Here is an 18568-nt window from a genome sequence, read left to right as displayed (position 1 = left end):
ACCCAGCGCGACCGCAGCCTTTGGCTTCATGTCATGCCATTCATTGCGCCAGTTGCTTGAAGTTCGCCGCGACCCGCAGGGCGTTGGCGGCGATGGTGAGCGCCGGATTGACCGCGGCCGATGACGGGAAGAAAGAACTGTCGACCACCCAGACATTGTCCAGGTCATGCATCTTGCAATTGAGGTCCAGCACGCTCGACGCCGGGTCCTTGCCCATGACTGCCGTACCGCATTGATGCGAGTTGGTGGCAATGCCCATGCGTGCTTTCAGGATCAGCGGGTAGCCTGCCGCCCGCATGACCTGGCTGGTCCTGGTCACCAGGCCTTCATGGGCTTTCAGGTTATTGGGTTTCCAATGGACCTTGATCGCACCGCGTTGCGCGTCATACGTGACCCGGTTTTCCCGGGTTGGCAGGTCCTCCGATGTCAGGTACAGGTCGACGCTGTGATCGGTGATGTAGCGCGAGGCGAACTTCGGCAGCCACGGACGCATGGAGGTGATCATGGGTTCGCGGATTTTTCCCAGCATCTGCACGTTACCCAAGGGGAACGAGTTGTTCGCACCGGCGCTGTACCAGTCGTTGATGGCCAGGGTCTTCTGGAAGATCACCTTGTTTTTGCGTCGAGGGTCGATCGCCAGCATGAACGTGCTGTTGTGCACCATGTAGTTGCGACCCACTTGCCCTGAACTGTTGCCCAGGCCTTCGGGGTGCTGTTCGTTTGCCGACTTGAGCAACAGCGCGGCGCTGTTTACCGCCCCGCAGGCCAGCACGAAGCGCTTGGCACGCAGCGTCACTGCGCGACCATCGATCAGGCCGTGGGCTTGAGTGACTGTCCGCCCGTCTGCTGCAGTTTTCAGTTGCTGGATCGTGGTGCGGGTCAACAGCCTGACGGTTGCACTGCGCAAGGCCGGCCTTAATGCGCAAACCTCGGCGTCAGCCTTGGCATCCAGCAGGCAAGGGTAACCGTCGCACGTTGAGCACAGTACGCAGCCACCGCCATTGCCATAGTCCACGGCCGCAGGCATCACGAAAGGCTTGAGCCCGGACCGGCGCATGCTCTGCTCCAGGGAAGCCAGGGCAGGGTCATGTTTGAGCGCAGGTTGTGGGTAGGGGCCTGAGCGCCAGGGCTCGCTGGGATCGACGCCTGCCTGGCCATGTACCCGGTAGAGTTTTTCCGCCTCGGCGTACCAGGGTTCCAGATCCGCATAGCTGATCGGCCAGGCCGGAGAGACGCCTTCGGCGTGCTGGATTTCGGCAAAGTCTTCTTCGCGAAACCGCGGCAGCATCGCGCCATAGAATTTGGTGTTTCCGCCGACGTAATAAAATACGCCGGGCGAAAAGGGTTGGTTTGACTCGTCCAGCCATTGCTCGGCATTGCGATAACGGCCTTGCCCGAAGACCGATTCGGTGCTCCAGTTCTGTATTTCTCGTGGCAGAAAATCACCGCGCTCGACGATCACAACGTCCAGCCCGCTATCTCGCAGCGCATGGGCAAAGGTCGAACCACCCATGCCCGAGCCGATAATCACCACATCACAATTGATATTGCCATCAGCATCAGGTGTCACCACGTCGAGGGCGCGCGGTTCGCGCGACGCCCCCGATTGTGGATTCAGCTCTGCATGATGCGAAATCAATGCATCACTCATTTGAGCCGCTCCAGTTCTTATAGGTGTTGTTCGGAGTTCCGGATTTCCCAGTACTCGTCCTGACGTTCGTCAGTGATGTACTCGGGAATCGGGAAGTCCCACCAACCCGGTACCCAAGGGCCAGCCGCGTCGCGGTCAGTCGGGATTTCGATCAACACCGGCGCGTTCAAGTCCAGGGCTTCCTGCAGGATCGGCTCGAGGTCTTCCGGGCGCTCCACACGATAGGACTTCAGGCCAAAGGCTTCGCCCACCGCTTTGAAGTCCGGGCTATAGGGCGTGCCGTCCGGATGGTTGAACTCGGTGCCGATATGGCGGCTGGTTTGCTTGCGCTGGCCACCGCGAATCGACATGTACCCGGCGTTGTTCTGGATCATGAACACGACCGGAATATTGTTGGTCACGCAGATCGCAATTTCCTGCGACGTCATCAGGAAGTCACCGTCGCCCAGAATGCAGACCACCGGCTGGTTCGGCGCAGCCAGTTTGGCACCGATGGCGGCAGGCACGGCCCAACCCATGGAGGAGAACCCGCCGGAGGTCAGGTGGGTGCGAGGGGTGTAGACCGGGAAGGTCTGCTTGACCGCGCCCTGGGTGTTGCCGGAGCCGACCACCACGATGGTGTCCCGCGGGAAAATCTTGCGCAGCGCGCCCAATGGACGTTGCGAGGTGAACGGGAAGCGGTCGGAGTCACGACGACCGGCGAGCTTGGTTTCCCATTCGTCCTGATAGCCGCGCAGATCGCTGAGGTACTCTTCGCGATCGACAGTCTGGCCTTTCAGACCCTCAACGATATGGGCCAGCGCGTGCTTGGCGTCGGCACAGATTCCGACCGTAACGGGGTAGTTCTTGCCGATTTCGTGCGGGTCGATGTCGATGTGGATCAACTTCGACGGCGGAATGGCGAAGGTCACGCCCTTGGCATAACTGGACGACGACCAGTCGGTGAAACGGCAACCTACGGCGATGATCACATCGGCCGTCGAGGCTACTTTGTTGCCGCACATCGTGCCGGTCTGGCCGACGCTGCCGGCGAACAAGGGGTGGTCTTCCGGGAAGCCGCTTTTGCCGTTCCAGGTGGTGACCACCGGAATTTTCCAGGTCTCGGCCAAGGCGAGCACTTCGGCGCTGGCTTCACCCGTGATGACACCGCCACCGATGACCAGCACCGGGCGCTTGCAGGATTGCAATTCTTCAACGGCGCGAGCAGTGGCCGCCGGATCCGGGAAGCATTTGCCGATCGGCGTACGCTCTTCCAGGGCGTGGAGGGTCACTTCGGCGGCCTCGGCCTGGACGTCCATCGGGATTTCCAGATGGACCGGACCTGGGCGACCGGTGACCATCGAGCTCCAGGCCCGATGCATCATGAACGGCAACTCTTCAACGCGCGTCGCGACCCAGTGCCGCTTGGTCACGGCTTCGGCGATTTTAGGGAAGTCGTTGTCGGTGTAGCGTTCCAGCTCCTGCAGCAGACCGTGGCCACGCATGTGCGTGGGTGGCCCGCCAGTGATCAGCATCAGGCTGGTGGAGTCGGTGAACGCGGTGGCCATGCCGATCACGGTGTTGGCGGCCCCGGCGCCGATGGAGGTGACCGCAGCCATCGGTTTTCCGGCCACGCGGTAGTAACCATCTGCCAGATGCACGGCGCTCTGTTCGTGGAAGACCTGGATGAACTTGAGTTTCGAGTCTTCTTCGAGGAAGGCGTCGGTAAGTGTCCAGATGCCGTGGCCGGGAATACCGGCGACATACTCGACGCCGTAGTTTTTCAGGGTTTGTGCCACGATCTGGCTGCCGGTCAATTTGCTCATGACAGGACTCCTTGGGTTGATGAAAGCGGGGTGGATGCAGTGTTTTTGCCTTGACTTTCAGCACGCCCGCGCGTTGCCCAGTTCAGGCCCTGCTTGGTCAGGCGGCGGATATTCGGGTCGGCGAGGTTGCTGGTGTCGTGTCCGATCGAGTGATAGAACACGCGCCCCTGGCCCCACTGGCGAACCCAGGCAACCGGGCTGCGATGGCCCTTGATCCACGGGAACGGGTTGCCGTCGAAGGTGGTTTCGGCGAGCACATGGATGTTCGGGTCGACCTGCATGTAGTACTGCTCGGAACGCACCTCGAAATCCTCGACGCCTTGAGTGACTTCGTGGGTGCGGTCGATGACGTTGACCTGGTACGGATGGGGAAAGCCTTCGCCCATCGGATGCTCGAGAAAGGAACCACCCAGTACCCAGTGGTACTTGAGGCTTGCGCGAAAGGCCGCCCCCGCACCGTGCCAACCCACCAGGCCGGTGCCGCTTTCGATCGCTTCGAGCAGGCGATTTTCCTGCGAGGCGGTCAGCGTTTCAGTGGTGACCGCGTTGTTCCAGCCGATCACGATCAGGTCATAACCGGTCAAATCCCTGTCCAATGTGAAGATGTCTGTCGACTCTTCAACGTTGAAATCCAGCTCCTGGAAAACGGTCCGGGCCCATCCGGCTATTTCATAGGGGAAATGGCCGGGCCAGCCACCGTATAGATACAAGACTCGACTCACGGTTGGTCACCTCTTAGGTTGGGTGTGATTGTTAGGTTATACGTATAACCGCTTATTTAAGCTATCACTCAAAACCGTACTGTCAATGCCTTGATCGGATTTTTAATGAAATGACCCAGTAGAATAGGAGTGGCGTCTAGACAGCGTGCATTGCTACAGGCTGCAGAACAGTTTTGTACACGTCGTTTTTGAGAATAAAAGGTTATACGAATAAGTGTGATTGCCCGTGGCAGAGGGGCGGGGCTGTCAGGAGTGCTTCAACTTTGCGTCTGTGCTGCGTCAGATCGCGTCAGCAATAAGGCGGCTGCGAAATTGCCCGGAGCAGGGGGGTGAGAAAAGATGTTTGCCAATGCTGAGTGCATGTTGCGTGCATCAAGAACCACCTGGAGCATATTGATGATTCGTTATCTGAAAAAAAGTAAGCCCGTCGAAGCCCAAGCCGAAATCGCTTTGCAAGTGCGCGATACGGTCGAGCAGATCATTGCCAATGTCGCCAAGAACGGCGATGCAGCCGTTCGGGAGTATTCGAAGAAATTTGATAAGTGGGAGCCTGCGACCTTCCGCCTGACCGACGAAGAAATTGCCGCGTGCGTTGCCAGTCTTTCGGAACAGGAAATCAGCGACATCAAGTTTGCGCAGGCACAGGTCCGTCGGTTTGCCGAGGTACAGAAAGCCTCGATGCACGATGTCGAAGTCGAAACCCTCCCGGGTGTGATCCTTGGGCATCGCAACATTCCGGTGAACTCGGTGGGCTGCTACATTCCCGGAGGCAAATATCCGTTGCTGGCATCGGCACACATGAGTGTCCTGACGGCTAAAGTCGCCGGCGTGAAGCGTGTGGTTGCAGCCGCGCCGCCATTCGACGGCAAGCCTCATCCGGCCATCGTGACGGCCATGTACCTCGCCGGCGCCGATGAAATCTATTGTGTCGGCGGCGTTCAGGCCATTGCTGCCCTGGCGTTGGGGACCGATGACTTCAAGCCGGTCGATATGATCGTCGGGCCTGGCAACGCATTTGTCGCCGAAGCCAAGCGCCAGCTGTTCGGCAAAATCGGCATCGACTTGATTGCCGGCCCGACCGAAACACTGGTGATAGCCGATGACAGTTCCGACGTAGAAATCATTGCCGCAGACTTGCTGGGCCAGGCCGAACACGGCGTCAACTCGCCAGCGGTGTTTTTGACCAACAGCGCCGAACTGGCAGAAACCCTGCCGGCGGAAATCGAGCGCCAGCTGGCCATTCTGTCGACCGCACCCGTCGCCTCCGTCGCCTGGCGTGACTATGGCGAGATCATCCTGTGCGACACCGTGGATGAACTGGTCCAGGAAGCCGACCGCATTGCCTCCGAACACGTCCAGGTCATGACCCGAGACCCGTTGTACTTCCTGGAGCATATGACCAACTACGGCGCGCTGTTCCTCGGGCAGCGCACCAATGTCTCTTACGGCGACAAGGTGATCGGCACCAACCACACATTGCCGACCACCGGGACTGCGCGTTACACCGGCGGCCTGTGGGTTGGCAAGTTCATCAAGACCTGCACCTATCAGCGTGTCCTGACTGATGAAGCCTCTGTGCTGGTCGGCGAGTACTGCTCCCGCCTGTGCGGCATGGAAGGTTTTGCCGGGCACAAGGAACAGGCGGATATCCGCATTCGCCGTTACAAGCAGGCTGTCTGATTTCTCCCGTTTATAGAGCGCAACGTTTGTCGGCGTGACAGCGCTCTTTTTTGAACATCGAACCGGCGGATCTCACCAGGCCGCCTGGTTAGTTGCAGCACTTGGCAAGCGGGTAGCGGGAGAAAGGGTCGTTTCTCGGTACTGCTGGTCACTCTTACCGCTTTTCCAAGTGTTTTCAGGCTCCCCGATTGGGGGGCTTTTTTTTTAGTTGCCACAAAAAAACTTGTTGTTCCAGGCTGAATTTTAGTGAGGCGATGCGATGGGAACCTTGTCGATCAAAACAAAAATAACACTGGCCGCCGGGAGTTGCCTGTTTGTCATGGTGCTCTGCCTGGTGGGCTTTTCCATTCAGCAGATGCGCGACACGTCGACGGTGGTCAGGGAATCCGGCACGAACTCGTTGTCACTGGCATCCATGCAGTACCTTGAGGCGACAGGGCACCTGCAGGCCAATGGGATTGAGCAGCGGTTCTTCAGCAGCATGATGTTTGCCCGCTCCCTGGCCACCCAGGTCGTCATGATGCGCCGGCAGGCCCGACAAAATGGATGGGCTGCCGGGCAACTGCGGGGTGATCTGTATCGACTGATTCGGGCGCAGGTGGCAACCACACCGGAGATACTCGGCGTAGGCCTCTCATTTGAGCCCAATGCGCTCGATGGCGCCGACTCGATCAGCATCAAGGCAGCCGAGTTCACCGGCAATGCCAAGGGTCGTTTTGCGGTGTATGTCTCCTCCATGCAGAACTTCGTCCTTGAAGAAAAGGAAATGCAGGATGACGGTGATCCGGGAAAGGCCTGGTGGAATTGCCCGAAGAAAACCCGCAAGTCCTGTTTGATCGAGCCCTATTCCTTCCTGTTGAATGGTGCGCCGACACTGACCTCCAGCATTGCGATACCTCTGATGGACGGTGGAAAGTTCATCGGCGTGGTCAGTATCGACCTGGCGTTGAGTAGCCTGCAAAACATCGCGCAGAAAGCCAGTGCTTCACTGTTCGAGGGGCAAGGAAAACTCACCTTCGTCAGTGCCGCCGGCGTCATCATGGGGCGAAGTGGCGACCTCGCATCGTTGGGGAAGTCCATCAAGGACGTCTATCCGAGTCAGGCCGCCGAGATGCTCGAAGGGGCGAAAACTGGCGAAACCCTCGCCATAGACGAACCTGGCAACCCGAGCATCATGCTCGTTGTTCCGTTTTCCCCTATACCCAATTCCAACCACTGGATGACAGTTATTGAAGTGCCGCGTGCCACGTTGATGGCCTCCGTGGCGACGTTGCAGCAGGTTCTGGATCAATCAAATCAGCAGTCGGTAACCGTGCAGGTGATCGCAGGGATTGGCGTCACTCTGGTCGGTACGTTGCTGATGGGCTTACTGGCGGCGAGTATCACCCGACCTATTCGACGCGTATCCGAAATGCTGGAAAACATCGCCAATGGCGAGGGCGATCTGACCCGGCGACTCAGCGTTGAGCGACGGGATGAAATGGGCGTGCTGGCGGGTTGGTTCAATCGATTCCTCGATAAACTGCAGCCGATTATCGCGCAGGTCAGTCAGAGCGTAATGGACACCCGGTCCACGGCTGACCAGGCGTCTTCGATTGCAATGCGCACCAGCTGCGGCATGCAACAACAGCTGCGAGAGGTCGAGCAAGTGGCGAGCGCCGCTCACGAGATGAGTGCGACCTCGCAGGAAGTGGCCCGACATGCATCCATGGCGGCGACTGCCGCGTGCGATGGCGATGTCGCTGCCCGCTCCTGCAAAGGCACCATCGAGACTGCTGCACAGTCCATCCACTCGCTTGCGACACATATGAGCGGCGCAATGGTGGCGGTCCGCGAACTTGGCGACAGCAGTGAGAAAGTCGGTAGCGTCCTCGATGTAATCCGCACGATTGCCCAGCAAACCAATTTGCTGGCGTTGAATGCGGCGATTGAAGCAGCCAGAGCAGGGGAAACGGGAAGGGGGTTTGCGGTAGTCGCTGATGAGGTTCGTCATCTGGCCCAGCGTACCCAAGACTCCGTGAGTGAGATTCAGGGTGTCATCGAAAGTTTGCAGAGCGGAACACGCGACGTGGTCAACGCCATGCAGAGCCAGCACCGCCAGGCCGACACCAGTGCAGCGCAAGCGCTTGAGGCTGTACACGCACTGATCCATGTCAGTCGCTGCATCGAGACTATCAGCGATATGAGCCTGCAAATCGCCAGTGCTGCCGAAGAGCAAAGTGCGGTATCCGAAGAGGTGACCCGTAACATTTCGGCCATCAGGGATGTAACGGGCACCTTGGTGGAACACGCGGATCGATCGGCGCGTATCAGCCAGTCCCTGAACGATTTTGCCAACCAGCAGCAAGTGCTGATGAACAACTTCCGGGTCTGACCCACGGGCAAGAGGGTGGGCGCGATGGCGTCGAAGGTGACGCCATCGCGCCCGGGCTCCTACAGAGACTGATCAGCACGCTGAATGTGATCGGCCGCTTTTTCGCCGATCATGATTGCCAGTGCATTGGTGTTGCTGGAGCACAAGCTCGGCGCGATGGAGTTGTCGGCGATCCGCAGACCATCGATCCCGTGTACACGCAGATCGTTGTTCACCACCGCCATGGCGTCCGTACCCATCTTGCAGGTGCCTACCGGATGCAGTGCAGCGTGGGCGTGTCGGCGCACGAATCGCCGATAGTCATCACCTGTGCGTAACGGTTCTGCGGGCACATGCTCGCGCTGAATGTGGCCGGCCAATGCGGCCTGGGACATGATGTGCCGACCAAACTCGGTGGCCTGGGCCATGCACTCCACATCGAGCGGGTCGGTCAGGTAGTTGGGCTCGATGCGGGGCAAGTCCATGGGATCTGCGCTGTGCAGTTGCAGGAAACCGCTTGAACGGGGGCGGGTCTGACACACATTCAAGGTGCATCCGTTGCCACCAGGGACGGAACCTACACCGTCCTCGACCCCAGCCCCGGCCATGAAACAGTACTGGGCGTCCGCACGATTTTCGGCCAGGGAAGTACGCCAGAACGCGCCACCTTCGACCACGTTGGAGGTTACCGGGCCTTGCCGAAACAATGCGTACTGCAAGCCGGCGGCGATCTTCCAGTGAGGTTTTTTGTACTTGTCGTAGCTCAATGGGCGACGCAATTCATTGATCAGCGACACTTCGATGTGGTCCTGCAGATTCTGCCCGACCCCTGGCAGGTCATGGATTACCTTGACGCCTTTGTCGTGCAGGTGACTGGCCGGCCCGATACCCGACAGCATCAACAACTTTGGCGTGTTGATTGCCCCGGCACTGACAATCACTTCACGATCGGCCCTCAAGACATGGCGACGGTTTTTCTCAAGGTACTCAACGCCCGTGGCGCGACCGTTCTCGACCAGGATTCGCAAGACCCGGCAGTGGGTTCTCACCGTCAGATTGGGGCGCCGGCGCGCCGGCTTCAAATAGGCGACCGAGGTGCTCGATCGCAAGCCGTTGCGGGCATTGATTTGATACAACCCGCAACCGTCCTGCACACCGGAGTTGAAATCGGCATTGTAGGCCAACCCTGCCTGCTGGCAGGCCTGTAGCCAGAGTTTGGTCAAAGGATGGGTAAATCGTTGATCGCAGACACCGAGCGGGCCATCGGTGCCATGGGCGTCGTTGCTGAAGCGGTCATTGCTTTCGCATTTCTTGAAAAACGGTAGTACGTCCTTGTAGGCCCAACCCCGGGCACCGCCATCGGCCCAACTGTCGTAGTCGGCAGGTTGCCCGCGCAAGTACACCATGGCGTTGACTGAACTCCCACCGCCGAGCACCCGGGCTTGCACCATGGTCGGATTCGGCGCGCCGATATAACCGGCTGGGGGCTCCCAGGGGTAGCGTTCAACCAGATTTCCCTGGCTGGTTTTATAGAATCCCACCGGGAGATGGATAAACGGATGGGTGTCCCTCGGCCCTTCTTCCAGCAGCACGACTGACGCTTGGGTATCTTCGCTCAGGCGCGCGGCAATGACGCATCCGGCTGACCCACCCCCGACCACGATATATTGGACCATTATTGTTCACCGTGCAGGTCAAAAAAAACGCCGGATCAGGCTCTTGGTGAAGAGCTGATCCAGCGTTGAGGCTACTGTCAGACCCTGCGCGAAATGCCGCAGGGATCGTCGTTCAACCGAAAGCTGTTCAGGCAGGTATCACCACGAAACTGTCCGGTTTACAGGTCAGGGCGACATCCGCCCCGGGCGGCAGCGTGAGGCTGCCGGGGGTGGGCAACTGCTGGCATTTGAGGTCGAGGGTACCGCCGGCTACGGCGACACGGTAAATGACCCGGTTGCCGATAAACGACGTGTCTTTGACTTTCCCGGCAAAGGCCCCGTTGGCCAGCGGGTTGCCCAGTGCAGGCTCAAGGCCGATGGTTTCGGGACGGATCGAGACATTGACCGGTCCGGCACTCAGGCTGTTCTTGGCCGTGTGTGCGTAGCGTCCGAACGGTAGCTCGACATAACCACTGCTGGTATCACCCAGTCCATAGGTGCCGTTGACGATATTGGTGTCGCCGAAAAATTTCGCGGCGAACAACGTGCGCGGCGACCAGTACATCTCTTGTGGTCCACCGATCTGCTCGATGCCACCCTTGTTCAGCAGCACCACCCGGTCGGAGAGGATCATCGCTTCGTCCTGGTCATGGGTGACGTAAACGAAAGTGGTCGAGGTCTCTTCGTGGATCCGTTTGATCTCGTTGAGCATGTGGTGGCGAATCTTCAGGTCCAGTGCCGCCAGCGGCTCGTCGAGCAACAGCACGGCGGGGCGGTTGACCAGGGCTCGAGCCAGGGCGACGCGTTGTGCCTGGCCGCCACTGAGCTCGGAGATCCAGCGATTCTTGAAGTTTTCCAGTTGCACCAGCTCCAGTGCCTTGGTCACTTCGCGCTTGATTTCGTCCCGCGGTTTCTTTTTCAGACGCAACCCGAAAGCCACGTTGTCGAAGACATCGAGATGCGGGAACAGGGCGTACTTCTGAAACACCATGTTGACGGGGCGATGTTCCGGCGCCAGCGCCGTGGAGTCCTTGCCGTCGATCACGACTTTGCCGGTGGTCGGCTCTTCGAAGCCCGCGATGATGCGCATCAGTGTGGTTTTGCCACAGCCACTGGGACCCAGCAAAGTCAGGATTTCGTTGCGCTTTACGGTCAGGTCGACTTTGCCCAGGGCAGTCAGATTGCCGTAGCTCTTGGATATTCCGGTCAGTTCGATACTGTTGGTCATGGCGATTACTCTGCAGTTTCTGCACGTTCAAGTTCGAGACGACGACGGCGCAGGGTCATGACCAGGCCGGCAATGACAATGATGGCAATGGTCACGACCAGCATGAACACCGAGGCGGCATTGATGGTTGGGCTGACGGCGCGGCGCATCATCGAAAGAATCATGAGTGGCAACGTGGTGTCGCTGCCGGTGACGAATACGGTGATCAGGAATTCGTCCAGGGAGAGGGCAATCGCCAGGATCGCCGCACCCGCAATCGTCGGGCCGATAATGGGCAGCGTCACCAGCCAGAACGCCTTGAGCGGTGACGCGCCCAAGTCACGTGCAGCTTCTTCGAACGACAGATCGAAGTACTCAAGACGTGAACGTACGGACTCGACGAAGAATGGAAAGGTGAACAATGTATGGCCGATGATCACCGTCAGCAGTGATCGTGGCAGGCCAATCAGCGAGAAGAAAATCACCAGTGCAATTCCCAGGAATAAACCGGGCAAGGCGATGGGGGCGAAGTTCATGAAGGCAAAGACGGATTTGAACCGGCCCTTCATGCGCATCAGCGCCAGGGCCGAGAACGTTCCCAGCAAGGTGGTCAGAATGGCCGAGCCCGCGGCGACGATTGCGCTGTTGGTCAAAGCCGTCATGAAGTCCGAACTGCTGAACAGCGCCTCGTACCATTGGGTCGAGAAGCCCTCGAACGGGAATGACAGCGAGGCCGACGAATGAAAGCTGAACAGCGCGATGATCGCGATGGGCGCATAAAGAAACAGCATGTAGACGTAAGTGAAGAGCCTGATCATGGCGAGTTACCTTTTTTATGGGCGGTCATCAGTCGTGGTAACGCTTGCCGGGTGCCAGGTTTGCAGCCCGCAACACTCCCAGCAACAGCGCATAGACCAGCATGAAAACCAGCAGCAGCAAGTACGCCATCGCAGCCCCCAGTGGCCAGTTACCGACCGAGCGAAACTGATTGGCGATCACCAGGCCTGTGGTCATGGCGTCTCGGCCGCCCAAGAGCTGGGGCGTGACGTAGTCGCTGGCGGCAAGGACGAAGGTGAACATGAACGAGCTGACGATGCTCTTGTGGGCCATCGGCACGATCACCCGCCACAGGATGGTGGCGCCGCCGGCACCCAGATCCGCAGCAGCTTCCAGATAGTCCCTCTTGATATCGCGCAAACCCGACACCAGTAGCAGCAGGGTGAAGGGCAGCATAATGTGCACCAGGGTCAACACCACTGCGAACTTGCTGAAGACCAGCCATTCCAGCGGCTGATCGATCAGCCCCATGTGCATCAGCGTGGAATTGATCACACCGTTGGTGCCCAGGATCGAGCGCCAGGCGTAAACCCGCACCAGGTAGCTGGAGAACCAGGAGACCAGGGCCAGGTACAGCACGGCATTGGAGCGTGTGCGGTAAACAATGTAGTAGGCGACCGGGGCGCTGATGACCGTCGACAGCACCGCGGTCCAGAAGCCATTCTGCAAGGCGATCCATAACGAGTCGTAGAACCCGGTGGCACTCAATGCCTTGGCGTAGTTGGCCAGGGTTGCCGCAGGTTCCATGCTGAAGGTCTTGGAGGTCCAGAAACTCGCGACCAGGAGCAGCAGCGACGGAATGAGGAAGAACACCACCAGGAAGAACAGCGGAGGCGACGCCAGCAAATACCCGCTGAGGGTTTTCTTGTCGATTTTCACGTGTTTGCCAGCCTTTGAATCCCTGTCATCGAGGAGGATGGGCTCGCTGTTGTTGACTACGTTCATGATTATTGTGCCTTTGCTTTTTGTTTCGATAACGAGCAGAGGAGTGAGTGCCCGCAAGCACCCGCTCTCTCGTACACACTCAAGCCGTTCTTTCACCTCACCGGATAGCCGAGGTGGTTAGAACGAGCCTTTGAAGTTCGCCCACTGATCGATCCATTCAGCATAGGTCACGTACTTGTCGGAGCTCAGGGGCGGCTGGCCGTAGAGCTTCGACTTCTCGAAAAAGCTGTCCAGGTTCGCGTAGTCGAAGGTGTTTCTCAGCTCTTCGGGGAGTAGCGGCACAGCCTTGCTGTTGACCACGCCAGAGAACATCGTGGTTGCCATTTTCGCCTGGGTATCGGCCTCGAGCGTCTTGTTGATGAACTCCAGCGCGAGCGGTACGTCCTTGGCGGTCTTGGGTATGAACAGGGCGTCACACCATAGGGCAGCACCTTCCTTGGGCACTGATAGTTCTGTGACTACGCCGCGCTTCTTGGTCTCGCTTGGGGTGTTGGCCGACGCCGAAAATACCGCGTCGACTTCGCCCGAGACCAACAGCGAAACCGCATCGCCCGAGGAGGCAGCAAAGACTCGGCATTGATCACGATACGGTTTGAGTTTTTCGAAGGCGTCGTCGAATTCGGCGCGGGTCAGGTTAGGGAACTTGTCCCCGTAACCGGCAATGATCGCGATGAGTGACCAGTTGGAAGTGCCGTCATCGACAAAGGTCAGCCGGCCCTTCAATTTCGGGTCGAGCAGGTCTTTGTACTCGGTGGGTTTCTTCACGTTCTTAGGGTTGTAGACGATGGTGTTCATGCCCCACAACAGCGGGATGCCCCATTGTTTGCCATCCCAGTACCAGCGGCTGCCTTTATAGAAAAGCGGGACGGTATTTTCGGCGGAGTAGTTGGGGATCTTCGAGGTATCGATCGCCTTGAGCAGGCCCATTTCCTGATAGATGGTCTCGTAGCCCAGTGCGTACATGGTCAGGTCAAGCTGGACGGGGTCGGAGCCGGCCAGCCGCGCGGTGATGTCGTCCTGGTTGCTGGCATAGCTGGAACGTACGGTAATGCCACGTTGTTTGCGCCATTCGGCCAGCTCCGCATCACCGGTTTCACCTTCCCACCCAAGAATCTCCAAATGGCCGGAGGACGCGGCAAATGCACTGGGTACGAACGAACTGATGTACAACCCCGCGGCAGATGCAGCAGCCCCCAGCATAAAGGTGCGCCGGTTCAGGCTGATCGAATCCAGCTTGATGCCAGTTGATCCATAACCCGTCTCTCTTTCTTTTTTCATTTTGAGTTCCTGCCTAGGGTGGTTGTTTGCTAACAATTGGCGACCTGCATTGGCGTGGGCGCGGCGGGTTTAGCCGGACACGTCCCTATGCATGCGGTCATGTAAATCGGCAGAGTTATGGCCAGCATTGTTTCCATGCAGCTGGGGAGGTTGTGGCGCGGTGCTGCCTGGTAAACAGGGCATTGCGCAGTTGGCCTCCACTGGTCCGATCGACTCTTCCTTGGCTGGTAGCGCGCCACTTTCCCTGGATATCAAGGTGAAGCCTTCACGTGGCACGCCCAGCGCTTGATAGGCTCGGCTTGTTGTTTTCATGGATCGAGTATTGGCCTGGCGAGCAGGGCACTCAATTTCGCAGCCCCTTTAAAAGCGACGCACTCTGACGCATCAAAGTGACCTAATCGGCGCAGCAGGCTACTGATAACGATAGTCCCGCCAAAGCGGGGGATGGGCGGCATTCACCTGCGTCAATGTGCGTCTCTTTTGCGGGGGGTGCGAAATTGAGCGGTGTTTGTTCCAGGGGAATACTCCGATGAAGGTCTTGAGACGACGCAAGGTGCATCCGCCCTTGCGCCAGCGTCTATTCGATGGGAGTTTTTCTGTGAAGCTCACGGGTGGTCAGATTGTTGCGAAAGCGCTGAAAGCGAACGGTGTCGACTATGTTGCCGGCATGCCGGGTGATGGTTCGTGGGCCTTGGTGGAAGCATTGCTGAACACTGGCTCCGACATCCCGTTCATTCATGTCATACAGGAGCAAAGTGCAGTCCATCTTGCCGACGGCTACTTTCGTGCCTGCGGTCGTCCGATGGCTGTTCTCCTGCCGGCTCCGTTGGGTCTTTCGAAAGCCTTGGGCGGGATCGCGGTTGCTTTGGTGGATCGCTCGGCCATGCTGGTGATCAGTGGGGGGAACCCCGATCGCGGCGATGACCGGCCTGAATTCGCCGCCACTGGCATCACAAAAGAGCATGTGCGGGTTTCGGCGATTGAACAATTGCCACAGACCCTGCGTCAGTCCTTCGACACGATGTTCAGTGGTCGCATCGGCCCTGTAAGCCTGGACATTCCGGCGGCTGTTCAGAGCGCCTCGGTTGACGCCAGTTTGTCACCTGCGACCTTGCGAGCGAACAGCGCCAGCGACATCCCGCCTCTGATGGTTCACCGACCTATGGCGGAGTTGAGATCGGGCCTGGAAGAGGATGCGATTCTGATGGTCGGGACGCAGAGTCTCCAGGAAATAGTCGGCGAGATGTTTCCGGATTATCAGCACCGAGGTCATTTTTGCACCGCTGGCGTCGGTGCGGTGGGTTGGGCAGTTCCGGCAGCCATTGGCGCGAAGCTCGCCATGCCGGCACGTCAAGTGGTGTGTGCCGTAAGTGACGGGGATTTTTTGCAGTCGATGCAGGAGATGGCGGTGTGCGTGATGCACAGTCTTCCCGTGGTGTTTCTGGTGTTCAACAACAGCGGGCCTGAGTCGTTGAGCGATGTGCAGGTTTCGCTTGCGGGGCAGCATCGGGCCGGGGAATTCAATTTGCCGGACGGCAAGCCTTACTCGCCTGACTTCGCGGGCATCGCCAGAAACTTTGGTCTTGAAGCGTGGAGAGTCGAGCATGCTTCGCAACTCAATCCAGCCTTCATCAAGGCACTGAACAGCAAGGGGCCTTCGTTGGTGGAAATTATTACTGCGCGCAGTTCGCGTGAAATCTGATTAAACCTTCATGAGTGTAGTCACGCCATCCTGCGCCGCTGTCGACGCCCCGCCGATCATCGACGGGCACATCGACGGGACCGCCTTTCAACCGTCTTAATCCTGACCGCCCCAGACGATAGTGGCGTTATCGCCCGTCATGTATTCGCGCACTTCCAGCGGTAATGACTGATCGCTGGGAAGCACAGCGGTTGCATTGCGCAGGTGGTGTTTACGGATCTTGCCTTTGTCCACCAGCCCCAAGGCCATTCGGGTAGAGAAGGGCTGGCGGAAAGAAGACGACGCCACCCCGGTGACCAATCCGTAGAGAAAGCGGATCGGCCGGCGATGCTGCGGCGTGAGAATCGAAAACGTCATTTCGTTACGTTGCTTGCCCTCGAAATCGACCATGAACAGGCGATCACCCAGCAGCAGGCAGAAACCGTGATAAGTGAACGAGTAGCCGATCTTTCCGCTGCCATCGAGCAAGGGGAAGCGTTCTACGGTGACGTACTGGACCATCGAGTCGGCCCGGTACAGGCAGGTGACCGAACGCAGGATGCGGCCTTTATAGATGGACGAGTTGTGGTACCGGTAATAGACGCCCAGATAGTCTTCAAGCAGATCCGCCGACTGCTTCGCCAGGGGCAGGAAATGATTGAATTGCGCCGAGGCCCGCAAGTCTGTCGGTAGTTCGTTTTCGTAGCCCTCATAAAATTTCTTGAACTCGGCGGGCGGCCGGAAAAGGTCTTCGGCCTCCATCATGAAATACCGGCCGATCTTCTGCAGGATTTTCTGTGAGGGTACGTGCTGGCCCACCAGGTACTTGTTGAACTGCTGGCGATTGACATCAACTTTGCGGCACATGTCTGCAACCGAGCGGCAAGACTCGACCAGCGTACTCAGGTTCTTTTGCACGTTGGCTTGCAAGTCGCTGCGAACCTGTTGTCGCTCAGGGTGCGAGGTGGCAGAACTTAACGACATGGGGGGCGAATCTCCTCGGCTGGGCATTTTTTATCTCGATGTAGGCCTGGGGTTAAGAGCAGCAGGTTATATAGGTTATAAATCAGTTATTGAAATAATCGTCCGTATAACTTCGTGCCAGCTTAAATACTTGAATTATCAGCGATTTAATTAAGCATGTTCCATGCCCGCTCAGGGTATTTAAGTTCAACCCGTCAATATCAGTCAATGCGTCAGATTGTAAGCGCTTGGCGGCGTGTCCCTGTACTGGCCGGCGGGAAAAGCCGCACCTCTGGGTGTCAGGATGATGTGTCAGAACCACCATTGGGTACGCGCAAGCCCGATAAGTAACACTTCACCCGGCCCTCGGTAACAGATATTGGCCGTCGGCTTTGAAAGGGCACTCCAGATGACAAACAAAACCCCGGCTTGCCTGTGCAATGGCGAGTGCTTCAGTCCGCGTCATGTATCGATAGTGTGCGAAATGGTGCAAAGAAAGTTCGCCATCGATACTTCACTCCGCGCATTCGCAAAGTCAGTGTCAATTATTGGAGTCTTTAAGCGATGGCAAGGTTAACCGGCGACATTCCAGGGCAAAGGCGATTCAAGGTGGGCATGGTTGGCGGCGGGCAGGGCGCTTACTTCGCCAGCTATCACCGGGCGGCCATGCGTCTTTGCAATCGCTTCGAGATCGTTGCCGGTGCCTTCTCCTCGGATGCCGAAAAATGCCGGGAGGCGGGCGAGGCACTTGGCCTGCAGCCGGAGCGGACGTACCTGTCATTCGAGGACATGGCCGCTGCCGAGTCACGTCGACCCGTTCCCATAGAGGCGGTCGTCATCGTCACGCCCAACCACCTGCACTTTGAACCTTGCCGGTTGTTTTTGCGGGCGGGTATCCCGGTCATTTGCGACAAACCGTTGGTCAACAGCATCCAGCAAGCCATTGAATTGGCGAGTATTGCCGATCAGCACGATACGTTTTTTGCGCTGACCTATACCTATCAAGGCTATCCCATGGTCAGGGATGCCCGCAGCCGTATACAGGCCGGGGAGCTTGGCGACATTCGCTTCATGTATGTCGAGTATCTGCTGGAGTGGTTGGCGCCGGGTGTCTCGACGTTGAGCAAAAGCCTTGCCTGGCGCGGTGATCCAGAGAAGGCCGGCCCGACCGGTGTCGTCGGGGATATCGGCACACATGCCTTCAACATGCTTGAGTTTCTGTGCGGGCGTCGCTGCACAAGCCTGAATGCCAAGTTGACCACGGTCGTACCCGGCTGGGGATTGGACGATACCTGTGTGGTGCAGCTGGAGTATGAAGGCGGCGTGGACGGTTTGCTGTGGGCCAGTTTTGCGGCACCCGGCCACCGTAATGGTCTGCGCTTCAAGATCATCGGCAGCAAGGCGTCGATCGAATGGTGCCAGGAGACTCCGGAAACACTCCGGTTTGCGCCAATTGACGGCGCAGAGCGAATCCACCGCCGAGGCCAGGGCGACAATGCCGCCCAGACGCTGAACTTCAGCAGTTTGCCCGCCGGCAATACCGAGGGTTACCTGGAAGCACTTGCCGTTCTCTACGCCGACTTCGCCGAGGCACTCGATGCCGGCGCAGGTTGGCGCACCGCGACCAGCATCCCGCTACCCGACATCCATGAAGGCGTACGTGGCGTCGGCCTGTCACTGGCGTGCGTCGAGTCCAGCCGACGGCGCGCCTGGGTGCCTTTTCCACACAACTGACACCTGCACACTTTCTGAAAACAAGCGCTCCGCTCAACACCACGGAACCGAGGAAAA

At 58.3% G+C, this 18568-nt stretch carries 13 protein-coding genes and 1 pseudogene; 5 read left to right on the top strand and 9 right to left on the bottom strand.

The features are described from left to right. Positions 1–40: 40 nt before the first annotated feature. The 3 genes from PMI26_RS14990 to PMI26_RS15000 are packed head-to-tail and all read right to left on the bottom strand — an operon-like array spanning position 41 to position 4178. Positions 41–1651: an FAD-dependent oxidoreductase gene (locus tag PMI26_RS14990; protein ID WP_007974805.1), complete on the bottom strand. Its 1611-nt coding sequence runs from the start codon at positions 1649–1651 to the stop codon at positions 41–43. A 17-nt stretch (positions 1652–1668) separates the two neighbouring features. Continuing rightward, the gene (locus tag PMI26_RS14995) at positions 1669–3456 is read right to left on the bottom strand and encodes a thiamine pyrophosphate-binding protein (protein ID WP_007974804.1); all 1788 of its coding nucleotides are present in this window, start codon (positions 3454–3456) and stop codon (positions 1669–1671) included. Next, the gene (locus PMI26_RS15000) at positions 3453–4178 is read right to left on the bottom strand and encodes a ThuA domain-containing protein (protein WP_007974802.1); all 726 of its coding nucleotides are present in this window, start codon (positions 4176–4178) and stop codon (positions 3453–3455) included. Before PMI26_RS15000 ends, PMI26_RS14995 begins: the two co-directional genes overlap by 4 nt. A 396-nt stretch (positions 4179–4574) precedes the next feature. Here PMI26_RS15000 and hisD point away from each other — a divergent pair, with 396 nt between their 5' ends. From hisD to PMI26_RS32360, 3 genes and pseudogenes are all read left to right on the top strand, one after another. Continuing rightward, entirely contained in the window at positions 4575–5858 is a 1284-nt protein-coding gene (gene hisD / locus PMI26_RS15005) for a histidinol dehydrogenase (protein WP_007974800.1), read from the top strand. A 259-nt stretch (positions 5859–6117) separates the two neighbouring features. Beyond that, positions 6118–7374, top strand: a pseudogene (locus tag PMI26_RS32365) (PDC sensor domain-containing protein); the annotation flags it as partial. Between the two features lie 42 nt (positions 7375–7416). Further along, positions 7417–8232: a methyl-accepting chemotaxis protein gene (locus tag PMI26_RS32360; RefSeq protein ID WP_443200845.1), complete on the top strand. Its 816-nt coding sequence runs from the start codon at positions 7417–7419 to the stop codon at positions 8230–8232. A 59-nt stretch (positions 8233–8291) separates the two neighbouring features. On the opposite strand, the gene PMI26_RS15015 is transcribed toward PMI26_RS32360, so the two are convergent. The 5 genes from PMI26_RS15015 to PMI26_RS15035 form a co-directional block, all read right to left on the bottom strand. Further along, positions 8292–9887: a GMC family oxidoreductase gene (locus PMI26_RS15015; RefSeq protein ID WP_007974795.1), complete on the bottom strand. Its 1596-nt coding sequence runs from the start codon at positions 9885–9887 to the stop codon at positions 8292–8294. Positions 9888–10014: 127 nt separating this feature from the next. Beyond that, entirely contained in the window at positions 10015–11094 is a 1080-nt protein-coding gene (locus PMI26_RS15020; protein ID WP_007974792.1) for an ABC transporter ATP-binding protein, read from the bottom strand. A gap of 5 nt (positions 11095–11099) precedes the next feature. After that, entirely contained in the window at positions 11100–11891 is a 792-nt protein-coding gene (locus tag PMI26_RS15025) for an ABC transporter permease (protein WP_007974790.1), read from the bottom strand. Positions 11892–11919: 28 nt separating this feature from the next. Next, the gene (locus tag PMI26_RS15030) at positions 11920–12855 is read right to left on the bottom strand and encodes an ABC transporter permease (RefSeq protein WP_007974788.1); all 936 of its coding nucleotides are present in this window, start codon (positions 12853–12855) and stop codon (positions 11920–11922) included. 117 nt (positions 12856–12972) lie between these two features. Next, complete coding sequence (locus PMI26_RS15035; RefSeq protein WP_007974786.1) at positions 12973–14133, bottom strand: ABC transporter substrate-binding protein; 1161 nt, start codon at positions 14131–14133, stop codon at positions 12973–12975. Positions 14134–14662: 529 nt separating this feature from the next. Here PMI26_RS15035 and PMI26_RS15040 point away from each other — a divergent pair. Beyond that, the gene (locus PMI26_RS15040; RefSeq protein ID WP_238540815.1) at positions 14663–15835 is read left to right on the top strand and encodes a thiamine pyrophosphate-dependent enzyme; all 1173 of its coding nucleotides are present in this window, start codon (positions 14663–14665) and stop codon (positions 15833–15835) included. Between the two features lie 96 nt (positions 15836–15931). Here the strand turns inward: PMI26_RS15040 and PMI26_RS15045 are convergent, their stop codons facing one another. Then, the gene (locus tag PMI26_RS15045) at positions 15932–16798 is read right to left on the bottom strand and encodes a helix-turn-helix transcriptional regulator (RefSeq protein ID WP_007974782.1); all 867 of its coding nucleotides are present in this window, start codon (positions 16796–16798) and stop codon (positions 15932–15934) included. A gap of 543 nt (positions 16799–17341) precedes the next feature. Between PMI26_RS15045 and PMI26_RS15050 the strand changes: the two genes are divergently transcribed. Beyond that, positions 17342–18511, top strand: coding sequence for a Gfo/Idh/MocA family protein (locus PMI26_RS15050; RefSeq protein ID WP_007974780.1), 1170 nt, complete (start codon positions 17342–17344; stop codon positions 18509–18511). Positions 18512–18568 lie beyond the last annotated feature (57 nt).

It is taken from the genome of Pseudomonas sp. GM33, assembly GCF_000282295.1.
Taxonomy (GTDB): Bacteria; Pseudomonadota; Gammaproteobacteria; order Pseudomonadales; family Pseudomonadaceae; genus Aquipseudomonas; species Aquipseudomonas laurylsulfatiphila.
Note: the sequence above shows the minus strand (reverse complement) of the source record. Positions and strands in the feature narration are given on the sequence as shown.

Bases quoted from the DNA above. Each gene is read 5' to 3' on its own strand.
- PMI26_RS14990 (WP_007974805.1), bottom strand. From the start codon at position 1,651: ATGAGTGATGCATTGATTTCGCATCATGCAGAGCTGAATCCACAATCG.
- PMI26_RS14995 (WP_007974804.1), bottom strand. From the start codon at position 3,456: ATGAGCAAATTGACCGGCAGCCAGATCGTGGCACAAACCCTGAAAAAC.
- hisD (WP_007974800.1), top strand. From the start codon at position 4,575: ATGATTCGTTATCTGAAAAAAAGTAAGCCCGTCGAAGCCCAAGCCGAA.
- PMI26_RS32360 (WP_443200845.1), top strand. From the start codon at position 7,417: ATGGACACCCGGTCCACGGCTGACCAGGCGTCTTCGATTGCAATGCGC.
- PMI26_RS15015 (WP_007974795.1), bottom strand. From the start codon at position 9,887: ATGGTCCAATATATCGTGGTCGGGGGTGGGTCAGCCGGATGCGTCATT.
- PMI26_RS15020 (WP_007974792.1), bottom strand. From the start codon at position 11,094: ATGACCAACAGTATCGAACTGACCGGAATATCCAAGAGCTACGGCAAT.
- PMI26_RS15025 (WP_007974790.1), bottom strand. From the start codon at position 11,891: ATGATCAGGCTCTTCACTTACGTCTACATGCTGTTTCTTTATGCGCCC.
- PMI26_RS15030 (WP_007974788.1), bottom strand. From the start codon at position 12,855: ATGAACGTAGTCAACAACAGCGAGCCCATCCTCCTCGATGACAGGGAT.
- PMI26_RS15035 (WP_007974786.1), bottom strand. From the start codon at position 14,133: ATGAAAAAAGAAAGAGAGACGGGTTATGGATCAACTGGCATCAAGCTG.
- PMI26_RS15040 (WP_238540815.1), top strand. From the start codon at position 14,663: ATGAAGGTCTTGAGACGACGCAAGGTGCATCCGCCCTTGCGCCAGCGT.
- PMI26_RS15045 (WP_007974782.1), bottom strand. From the start codon at position 16,798: ATGTCGTTAAGTTCTGCCACCTCGCACCCTGAGCGACAACAGGTTCGC.
- PMI26_RS15050 (WP_007974780.1), top strand. From the start codon at position 17,342: ATGGCAAGGTTAACCGGCGACATTCCAGGGCAAAGGCGATTCAAGGTG.